This window comes from Corallococcus sp. CA047B (assembly GCF_003612065.1).
Classification (GTDB): domain Bacteria; phylum Myxococcota; class Myxococcia; order Myxococcales; family Myxococcaceae; genus Corallococcus; species Corallococcus praedator.
In genome coordinates, this window is sequence record NZ_RAWD01000355.1 from 1 (window position 1) to 9241 (window position 9241).

The window sequence follows — 9241 nt, forward strand, 5'->3', positions numbered from 1 at the left end:
GCGGAAGGAGGCGGAACGGAGGCGACCGGCCGCGACGGGGGGGATGCCGGGGCGAAGGAAACGGCCCCGCCGTTCGCGGCCATGGCACCGTGCATCACGGACGGTGCGGCGCGGGACACGCCCACGGTGGCGACCGCGAGCGCGGGGGCCACCGTCCACTGCGAATCGTTCGAGGCCTGTGCGTGCGCGGCATCCACGGCGGCCTGCGACGAAGCGTTCGCCACCGCTTGGCGTGCGACGCTCACCGCGGCCTGCGCGGCATCCACGTTCGCCTGCTGCGTCGCATTCGCCGCCTGGGCGATGCGCAAGGCCTGCTGCGCGGCATCCAGCACCGCCTGCTGCGCCGCGTTCGCCTGCAGCGCGACGTTGACCGCCTGCGGAGGGACGTTCATCGACTGCGCCGCGTTCACGTTCGGCTGCTGCGTCGCGCTCGCCGCCACCTGCGCGGCGTTCACGTTGGCCCGCGGCGAGACAGCACCCACGGCCTGCGCGACACCCACCGGCTGCGCGCCACTCGCGGCCACCAGTGACAGATTCACGGGCGCCACGGTCTTCACCTCCAGCGTCGCGCGCACGGGCTTCACGGGCAGCGTCGCCAGCCGGCGGATCTCCCGCCGCCGGTGCGCATCATCCAGCGCGACCACCGCGGACACGTCGTGCCCCAGGATGCGCGACAGGCTCTGCGCCGCCGCCTTGCGCACGCGCACCTCGCCGTCATCCAGCGCCTCCAGCAGCAGCGCCCGCGCGTTCTCACCCCGACCCGCGCCCAGCGCCAGCGCCGCCAGCGCGCGGACCTCCGAGTCCGTGTCGTGGATGGCGTCCTCGCCCAGCCGCCGCGCCGTCTCCCCTTCCAGCCCCAGCGCCAGCAGCGACGCGCGCCTGCGCACCGACCGGTCCGAGTCCTTCATCGCCTGCGCCAGATGCGGCGCCGCGTCCCGGGGCGCCAGCACCAGCAGCGCCTTGAGCGCCGCGATGCGCACCTCCGGCACCGGCGACGACAACAGCGGCGACACCACCGAGGCGCCCTCTTCCCGGCACAGCCCCGCGAACGCCTGGAGCAGCGCCACCTGCGCCATCGCGTCCGTCTCCGCGTGCAGCGCCGCCGCCAACGCGGGCGCCGCCGCCGGGTGCGCCAGCGCCTTCAGCCGCTCCGCCGCGCGAACCCGCGCCGCCGCGTCCGCCGCCGACAGCTCCCGCACCGAGAACCCGAACAGCGTCTCGTCCGTGGGGCTGCCCGCGTGGCCTGACAACTCCGCCATCTGCTCCGGACTCACCCGCAGCCGGCCCTCGTTCTGCAGCCGCTGCGCCTCGCGCGCCACCGGCGACAGCCCCGAGTCCCCCGCCACGAAGGCCGCCGAGGCCCGCTGCGGCACCGGCGGCGCGGGGCGCTCCGTCCACGGCACCTGCGGCTCGTGCGACTTGAGCGGCACCGCGGGCCCACGCAGCGGCGTGCGCACCGGAGGCACCGTGTCGTTGCGGAGGATCACCTCGCTGCGAAGCTGCGAGATGAACGACGCCAGGTCGAACCCCAGCTCGTCGTCATCGTCGTCGGACGCGCCGCGCGGCTGTCCGGACGAATGGATGCGGCTGGCGTCCAGCAGCTTCTCCATCAGCTGGTTGCGCTCCAGCCGCAGCGCGTGGTTGAGCCGCGTCAGCTCCTCGCGCTCCCCCAGGGCCCGGCCGCTGCGAACCTCCAGCTCCGCCAGCTCCCGACGCAGGTCCAGCTCCCGCTGGTGCGCTTGCGCCAGGTCTTCCTTGAGGTGCGACAGTTCGTCGCGCGCGTTCGCCAGCTCGCCATGCAACTGCTGCGCACGGGCCTCGAAGTAGACGATCTTTTCGAGTGCGCTCTTGAGCAGCGCGTCCGGACGCTCGTCACTCACGGCTGAGTCTGGCCTCCCCGCAAAAACGCTCGGCGGCGCTCCCCGGTTCGCGTCACCGAAGGGAACCCCCGGCTTTCCCGACCTCGGCCGGGGGGCGCACCTTACGTCAGCCCTACGTGCTACGTAAACCACGGAAACACCAGGGGTTTTCCCCTCTGGAGACACGCTGCGATTGACAACGCCGCCCAGGCCGATTTTTCGGCCTCGCGCCCGCGCGCACGCATGCTCCAATGCGCCCATGGCCCCTTCGCGCATCGACACCGCCGTGACCCGGATGTTGGGCATCCGCTATCCCATCATCGCCGCCCCCATGTTCCTGGTGTCCAACGCCGCGCTGTTGGAGGCCGCTGGCCGCGCGGGCGCCATCGGTGCGGTGCCGTCGCTCAACTACAGAACCGCGCAGGCGTACCGGGACTTCCTCGCCACGTTCCCGAAGGATGTGCCCTTCGGCGTGAACCTCATCCTCAAGTGGGCCGAGCGGCTGGAGGAGGACATGGCCGCGACGGTGGAGCGCAAGGTGCCGCTCGTCATCACCAGCCTGGGAGACCCCACGCCGGTGGTGGAGCGCGTGCACGCGTACGGCGGCAAGGTGTGGAGCGACGTGATTTCGCTGCGCCACGCGGAGAAGGCCGCGAAGGCGGGCGTGGACGCGCTCGTCGCGGTGGGCTCCGGCGCGGGCGGCCACGCGGGCCACCTGAGCCCGCTGGTGCTGGGGCCGTGGCTCAAGCAGGAGCTGGGCATCCCGGTGGTGCTCGCGGGCGCGCTCTCCACGGGGCACCACCTGGCCGCGGCGCTCGCCATGGGCCTGGACGGCGCGTACCTGGGCACGCGCTTCCTCGCGACGGAAGAAGCGGGCGCCGCGCCCGACTACAAGCAGGCGCTGGTGGACGCGAGCCCGGAGGACCTGGAGTACACGAAGGAGGTCACGGGCGTGCACGGCAACTTCCTCAAGAACGCGCTGGAGCGCTTCCGCGCGGGCCAGGGCAAGGCGTGGAAGGACACCTGGAGCGCGGGCCACGGCGTGGCCTTCGTCAAGGACGTGCTGCCCGCGGCCGCCGTCGTGGAGCGCATGGTGCGCGAGTACGCCGAAGCGCGCGCCGCGCTGCCGTCCGTGGACGACGCGCGCTGAAGCGTTCACCACCGCCGCACCGTCCGCGGTGAAGACCCGCTCCGGCGCAGGATTGCCGGAGCGCGCGGTCTCCCCGGACCCTTCGAAACGTCCAGAACCTCGCGGAACAACCCCGCGGGTCGTGCGACCTCGCACGGCCTTCCCGTGACGTCGTGGGAGGGAAGCGCGCGCCCGCGCCTACCACCCCGGTTCGACGCTCGCATCACGCAAGAAAACAGCACCCGGGAAGCCTTGCGAAACGGGCGCATCGGAACGGCGGAAACCGCGAGTTGTCGCGGGTTTGCGGCGTTCGTCCGCACGTCCCGAGATGTCAGACCCCACTCGTAATCTGTGTCTCACGAGGTCACGCAAGGCAGCGACTTCTCCCCGGTACCTCTCCGTCTCAAAAGCGGGGGGAGAAGCTCCTCTTTCGACAGGTTTTCGACGCCATGGAACAACGACTGGCCACCCTCATTGGAAACGCAGTCCGCGCGTCCCGGCAGCGGCTGGAACTGACGCAGGCCGATGTGGCCGAGCGCGTCGGCATCGCCACCGAGGTCTACGGACGGCTGGAGCGCGGTCACATGCTGCCCAGCGTCCGGACGTTGCGGAAGCTGTGCCTGGTGCTCAGCTGCTCCTCGGATGTGCTGCTGGGGCTGAGCGCGACGGCGACGGTGGCGGAGGACGGCGCGCCGCAGCTCGCGGAGGATCCGCCGGAGTACCGCGAGCGTCCGGAAGTGCGCCGCCTCATGCGCACCGTGCGCAAGCTGGACTCCCCGCGCCTGCGCCTGCTGGGTCAGGTCGCGCACGCGCTGGAGCGATGAGCCAGGCACGTCCGCGCGCTACTCGACCACGGGCTCCGTGCCCTCGGCGACGGGCGCGGGCACTTCCCGGCGCGGCGGCTGGGAGGCAGCGCCCGCCGCGGGCAGCCGGAGGATGAAGCGCGCACCGCCTTGCGCGCGGTTCTCCGCCTCCAGCGTTCCGCCGGCGCGCGCCACGTATTCGCGGCACAGCGCCAGTCCCAGGCCGGTGCCTTGTCCGGGCTGCTTGGTCGTGAAGAAAGGCTCGAAGAGGCGCGGCAGCACGGCGTCGGCGATGCCCGGACCGTTGTCCTCCACCTCCACGCGCACGTGACCGTCCTCCATGCGCGCGCGCAGCACCACGTGCGCGGGCCGGCTGGGGCGGATGGACTCCAGCGCGTCGGCGGCGTTGATGAGCAGGTTCACCAGCACCTGCACCAGGTGGCGGGGGGTGATGCGCGCGGGGGTGAGGTCGGGCGTCACGTCGCGCTCCACCACGCCCAGGCTGCGCAGGCGCACCGACGCCAGCCGCTGCGCTTCGGCGAGCGTCGCCGGGACGTCGCAGGACTCCATGCCGCCGGGCTCATCGCGTGAGAACATGCGCAGGTCGGTGACGATCTGCTGGATGCGCATCACGCCCTGCTGCGTCTCCTCCAGCACGCGCCGCACGTCGTCCAGGTCCGCGGGCACGCCCTCCGCCCATTCTTCTTCCAGGTAGCGCAGGTTCGACTTCACGTACGCGAGCGGGTTGTTCACCTCGTGGGCCACGCCCGCGGCCAGCTGCCCCACCACCACCAGCCGCTCCACCTCCGCGCGCTGGCGCTCCACGCGCACGCGGCGCAGCTCGCTGTCCGCCAGCTTGCGCAGGGCCTCCACGCGCTCCACGTGCGCGGACCGCTCCGCGGCCTGGAGCCGGCGGAAGGTCTCCGCGCCATACGCGGACACCAGGAACGTGAAGCCCAGGCTGATGGACCGGGCCAGGAACGCCGACCATGGCGTGTGCGACAGCCACGTCATCAGCACCACCGCGCCCAGCGTGCCCACGATGGCGGACCACACCGGCAGCCGCTGGCCCGGCGTGAAGACGGCGACGAGCAGCGGCACCGTGTAGAAGGACGGAAACAGCGGGCTCGCCAGGCCACCGGTGATGTGGATGCTCAGCGAGAGCGCCACCAGGCTCACCAGGCCCGCCGCGATGCCGCTCTCCGGACCACGGATCCACCCCGCGCCCACCAGCGCGCCCAACACGACGAACGCCGCGGACCACCCCAGGTGGACCAGGAAGTACGCCGGCCGCAGCTCGCCCAGCACCAGCGGGTGCGCCAGGGAGCCCAGCGTGAAGAACAGCGCGCACCACCAGTAGGTGCGCCGCTTCACCTGAAGCTGGCGTCCACGGTCGTCGTCACCCGCGTCGCCGTTCGCCTTGGAGCCGAGGAGCGCCACCCGGGCCTAGTCCCCCCAGGCGCGTCGCGCGCAGGGAGGTGCGTGATGGCGCTGCGCGGACGACTTCATGCGGTGCTCTCCCATCAACGACGCAAGCGCCGGGACTGCCCCAGTCTCACTGCATCCCGGCCTTGCTTCCGACCCTGTTTCTTCGCCTGTCCCACGCCGGAGGGCAAGATGGGGTCCGGACACACCGCGCGAAGCCGGCAACCTCGACACTCCGCGCCATTCCACACCGCGTCAAAGAGGGCCGTCGTCCGGTCGATGACGTCGAAGTCCTCCGTGACGAAGCCCATCTCGAAGTTGCGGACGTCGTCCCCCTTGGCGCCCAGCCCCGCGCCGGTGAGGTTCGCGCTGCCCAGGTAGACCCAGGCCCCGTCCACCACCACCGCCTTGAAGTGCACGCGCGGGCAGACCTTCATCTCCAGCCCGCCCTTCACCAGCCGCGCCCGGGCGTCGAAGGCGGCCCGGAACGGCCGGCTGGGCAGCTCCGCATGCAGCAGCCGCAGCGCGACGCCCCTCGCCGCCAGGCCGTCCAGCACCTCCAGCAGCGGCACGAACTTCCCCTGGGCGCCCTCCACGTACATGGCCTTCACGTTGGCGGTGGCGATCCACACCGACTCCCGCGCGTGGGCCAGCTTCCGCAGCACGACTTCCCGGTACAGCGCGCTGCCCGCCAGCAACTCCGCGTCGATGGGCCTCATGATGTGACCCAGCGTCGCACACTCAACCACACAGCGCCATTCTCCCCCGGAGCGTTGGCCGCCGGATGAATGACCGGCGGTCAGCTTGACGGATGACCGCTGGTCATTTAACTCCGGGTGATGGTGGGCCCAACGGAACCCAGGCGACTCGCTTCCCCGCGTGCCAGGCGGGATGAGGACAAGGAAGCGCGGCGGCGGGAGCTGCTGGACGCGGCGCGCTCGCTGTTCGAGGCCACGTCGTTCGCCGAGGTGAAGATGGCGGACGTGGCGGCGCGGGTGCGCCTGGCCAAGGGGACGGTGTTCCTCTACTTCCCGACGAAGGAGGCGCTGTTCCTGGCGCTCCTGGACGACCTGCTGACGGCGTGGTTCGCGAAGCTGAACCAGCGGCTGGCGCAGGGTGAAGGGGCGTGGACGGGGGAGCAGCTTGCGCGCACGGTGGCGCAGTCGCTGGAGGGTGAGGAGACCTTCACGCGGCTGCTCGCGCGGATGCAGACGATGCTGGAGCAGAACGTGACGCTGGAGCAGACGCTGCGGTTCAAGGAGCGCGTGCTCATCTCCATGGGAGAGACGGCGGGGCTCCTCCAGCAGCGCCTGCCCTTCCTCACCGCCGAGGACGCCGGGCAGTTCATCCGCCATGTGCACGCGCTGGTGACGGGCCTGAGGCAGATGGCGGACATCGCCCCGGTGGCGCGCGAGGCGCTGACGCTGCCGCACATGGCCCCGCTGCGCGTGGACTTCACCGCCGAGCTGACGGCGGCCATCACCACCCTTCTTCGCGGGCTCCAGGCCCGCTGACCCACCCGCGGTACATGTCTGTTTGAAACGGAGCCCGTCATGCTGGAAGCCGTCGCGTCCCTCCTTCCCAAGCCCTCGGCGGAGATTGAACGCATCCGCGCGGTGTTCGAAGCACAGCGCGCCAACCGCTGGAACCTGTCGCGCAGCACGCCCGCGGAGCGCATCGCGCGGCTGCGCAAGCTGCGCGAGGCCATCATCCAGCGCCGCGCGCAGCTGGCGGAGGCCATCCACCAGGACTTCCGCAAGCCGGCGGTGGAGGTGGAGCTGACGGAGATCCATCCGACGCTGGAGGAGCTGAACCACACGGTGAAGCACCTGAAGGGGTGGATGAAGCCCAAGCGGGTGGCGACGCCGCTGACGCTCAAGGGCGCGTCCAGCCACGTGCGCTACGAGGCCAAGGGCGTGGTGCTCATCCTGTCGCCGTGGAACTACCCGTTCCAGTTGCTGGTGGCGCCGCTCATCGCGGCCATCGCGGCGGGCAACGCGGTGATGTTCAAGCCCAGTGAGAAGACGCCGCACACGTCGCGCTTCCTGGCGCAGCTTGCGCGGGACGTGTTCCCGGAGAACGAGGTGGCGGCCTTCGAGGGCGGCGCGGATGTGGCGGAGGCGCTGCTCCAGCATCCGTTCGACCACTTCTTCTTCACGGGCAACCCGAACATCGGTCGCAAGGTGATGGCGGCGGCGACGAAGTACCTGTCCAGCGTGACGCTGGAGCTGGGCGGCAAGTCGCCGGTCATCATCGATGAATCGGCGAACCTGGTGGCGACGGCGGAGGCGCTGGCGTGGGGCAAGTTCGTCAACGCGGGCCAGACGTGCGTGGCGCCGGACTACATCTACGTGCCGGCGTCGAAGCAGCAGGCGTTCCTGGAGGCGTTCAAGGCAGTGCTGACGCGCTTCTACGGCACGACGGAGGCGGAGCGGCAGGCGAGCCCGGACTTCGCGCGCGTGGTGGACCCGGCGGCCTGGAAGCGCCTCAAGGAGGTGTTGGACCGCACGGTCGCCGCGGGGGCGAGGGTGGAGGCGGGCGGCACGGCGGACGGGCCGTCGCGGTACATCTCCCCGACGGTGTTGTCCGGGGTGACGAAGGCGATGCCCATCATGGAGGGAGAAATCTTCGGGCCGGTGTTGCCGGTGCTGACGTACGAGCGGCGCGAGGAGGTCTACGCCCACATCAACGAAGGCGGGAAGCCCCTGGCGCTGTACGTGTTCGCGCAGGACTCGAAGGTGGTGGAGGAGGTGCTCCAGCACACGACGTCGGGCGGGGTGGTGGTGAACAACGTGCTCATCCACGTGGCGAACCCGAACCTGCCGTTTGGCGGGGTGGGAATGAGCGGGCTGGGGAACTACCACGGGCACTACGGGTTCAAGACCTTCAGCCATGAGCGGGCGGTGATGGTCCAGTGGATGAAGTCGCTGGCGTCGGTGTTCTTCCCGCCGTATCGGGGAAAGACCCAGGAATGGGCCTCCCGCGCGACCCGGATGCTGGAGTAGGCAATTCGCCGGCTCGCGGGGTGTTCACCCGGCAGGGTGGGCCTGACGAGGGAAAGAGGAGCCGGCATGCGCGTGGTGTCAGTGGAAGAGGCCCTGGTCCCCGGAGACCTGCAGGAGGTGTTCGACCGCCTGCAGGCGCGCCGCTGGGAGCTGGCGAAGACGGGGCCGAAGGAGCGTCTGGCGCGGCTGGAGAAGCTCAAGGCACTGCTCCTGGAGCGGCGTGAGGAGTTGGCGGACGCGCTGCACGAGGACTTCCACAAGCCCGCGGCGGAGGTGGAGGCGACGGAGATCCTCCCCGTGCTGCTGGAGCTGTCGCACGTGCAGAAGCACCTGAAGGCGTGGATGAAGCCGCGCAGGGTGGGCGCGCCGCTGCTGCTCGCGGGCACGAAGAGCGAAGTGCACCCGGAGCCCAAGGGCGTGGTGCTCATCCTGGCGCCGTGGAACTACCCGTTCCACCTGCTGGTGTCGCCGCTGGTGGCGGCGGTGGCGGCGGGCAACGCCGTTCTGTGCAAGTCCAGTGAGAAGACGCCGGGCACGGCGCGCTTCCTGGCGCAGCTGCTGCGGGACGTGTTCCCGGCGGATGAGGTGGCGCTGGTGGAGGGCGGGCCGGAGGTGGGCGAGGCGCTGTTGCGGCTGCCCTTCGACCACTTCTTCTTCACCGGAGGCCCGCGCGTGGGCCGGCGGGTGATGGAGGCGGCGGCGCGGCATCTGGCGGGGGTGACGCTGGAGCTGGGTGGGAAGTCGCCGGTCATCGTGGATGCGTCAGCGGACGTGGACACGGCGGCGGAGCGGATTGTGTGGGGCAAGTTCCTCAACGCGGGGCAGACGTGCATCGCGCCGGATCACGTCTGGGTGCACGCGTCGAAGGAGGAGGCGCTGCTCGCGGGGCTGAAGGCCGCGCTGGAGCGCTTCTACGGGAAGACGGAGGAGGCGCGGCGGGCGACGCCAGACTTCTGCCGCATGGTGGATGACGGGGCGTTCCGGCGGGTGAGCGGGCTGTTGGACCGGACGGTGGCGGAG

At 71.1% G+C, this 9241-nt stretch carries 8 protein-coding genes; 5 read left to right on the forward strand and 3 right to left on the reverse strand.

Translation table 11 applies throughout. The features are described 5' to 3' along the window. The coding region (locus D7X74_RS35345; RefSeq protein WP_233602397.1) for a HEAT repeat domain-containing protein at positions 1 to 1880 on the reverse strand (1880 nt) is incomplete at its 3' end. Positions 1881 to 2118: 238 nt separating this feature from the next. On the opposite strand from D7X74_RS35345, the gene D7X74_RS35350 reads away from it, so the two are divergent. Both D7X74_RS35350 and D7X74_RS35355 read left to right on the forward strand, forming a co-directional pair. Beyond that, on the forward strand, positions 2119 to 3009 hold the full coding sequence (locus D7X74_RS35350; RefSeq protein ID WP_120537401.1) for a nitronate monooxygenase family protein: 891 nt from the start codon (positions 2119 to 2121) through the stop codon (positions 3007 to 3009). A gap of 428 nt (positions 3010 to 3437) precedes the next feature. Next, positions 3438 to 3812: a helix-turn-helix transcriptional regulator gene (locus tag D7X74_RS35355; protein WP_120537402.1), complete on the forward strand. Its 375-nt coding sequence runs from the start codon at positions 3438 to 3440 to the stop codon at positions 3810 to 3812. An 18-nt stretch (positions 3813 to 3830) separates the two neighbouring features. Here D7X74_RS35355 and D7X74_RS35360 read toward each other — a convergent pair whose 3' ends face one another. Together D7X74_RS35360 and D7X74_RS35365 are read right to left on the reverse strand one after the other, a co-directional pair. After that, entirely contained in the window at positions 3831 to 5231 is a 1401-nt protein-coding gene (locus D7X74_RS35360) for a sensor histidine kinase (protein WP_120537403.1), read from the reverse strand. An 83-nt stretch (positions 5232 to 5314) separates the two neighbouring features. Then, positions 5315 to 5935 carry a phospholipase D-like domain-containing protein gene (locus tag D7X74_RS35365; protein ID WP_120537404.1) on the reverse strand — a complete coding sequence of 207 codons (621 nt, stop codon included), beginning with the start codon at positions 5933 to 5935 and terminating at the stop codon, positions 5315 to 5317. Between the two features lie 120 nt (positions 5936 to 6055). Here D7X74_RS35365 and D7X74_RS35370 point away from each other — a divergent pair, with 120 nt between their 5' ends. The 3 genes from D7X74_RS35370 to D7X74_RS35380 form a co-directional block, all read left to right on the forward strand. Further along, positions 6056 to 6730 carry a TetR/AcrR family transcriptional regulator gene (locus D7X74_RS35370; RefSeq protein ID WP_120537405.1) on the forward strand — a complete coding sequence of 225 codons (675 nt, stop codon included), beginning with the start codon at positions 6056 to 6058 and terminating at the stop codon, positions 6728 to 6730. Positions 6731 to 6769: 39 nt separating this feature from the next. Continuing rightward, a complete protein-coding gene (locus D7X74_RS35375; protein WP_120537406.1) occupies positions 6770 to 8221 on the forward strand; it encodes an aldehyde dehydrogenase family protein in 1452 nt (483 codons plus the stop codon). A 66-nt stretch (positions 8222 to 8287) separates the two neighbouring features. Then, positions 8288 to 9241: aldehyde dehydrogenase family protein (locus D7X74_RS35380; protein ID WP_120537407.1), on the forward strand; the 954-nt coding region annotated here is incomplete at its 3' end.

Coding starts and splice junctions, on each gene's coding strand:
- D7X74_RS35365 (WP_120537404.1), bottom strand. CDS start 5,935: ATGAGGCCCATCGACGCGGAGTTGCTGGCGGGCAGCGCGCTGTACCGG.
- D7X74_RS35355 (WP_120537402.1), top strand. CDS start 3,438: ATGGAACAACGACTGGCCACCCTCATTGGAAACGCAGTCCGCGCGTCC.
- D7X74_RS35370 (WP_120537405.1), top strand. CDS start 6,056: ATGGTGGGCCCAACGGAACCCAGGCGACTCGCTTCCCCGCGTGCCAGG.
- D7X74_RS35375 (WP_120537406.1), top strand. CDS start 6,770: ATGCTGGAAGCCGTCGCGTCCCTCCTTCCCAAGCCCTCGGCGGAGATT.
- D7X74_RS35350 (WP_120537401.1), top strand. CDS start 2,119: ATGGCCCCTTCGCGCATCGACACCGCCGTGACCCGGATGTTGGGCATC.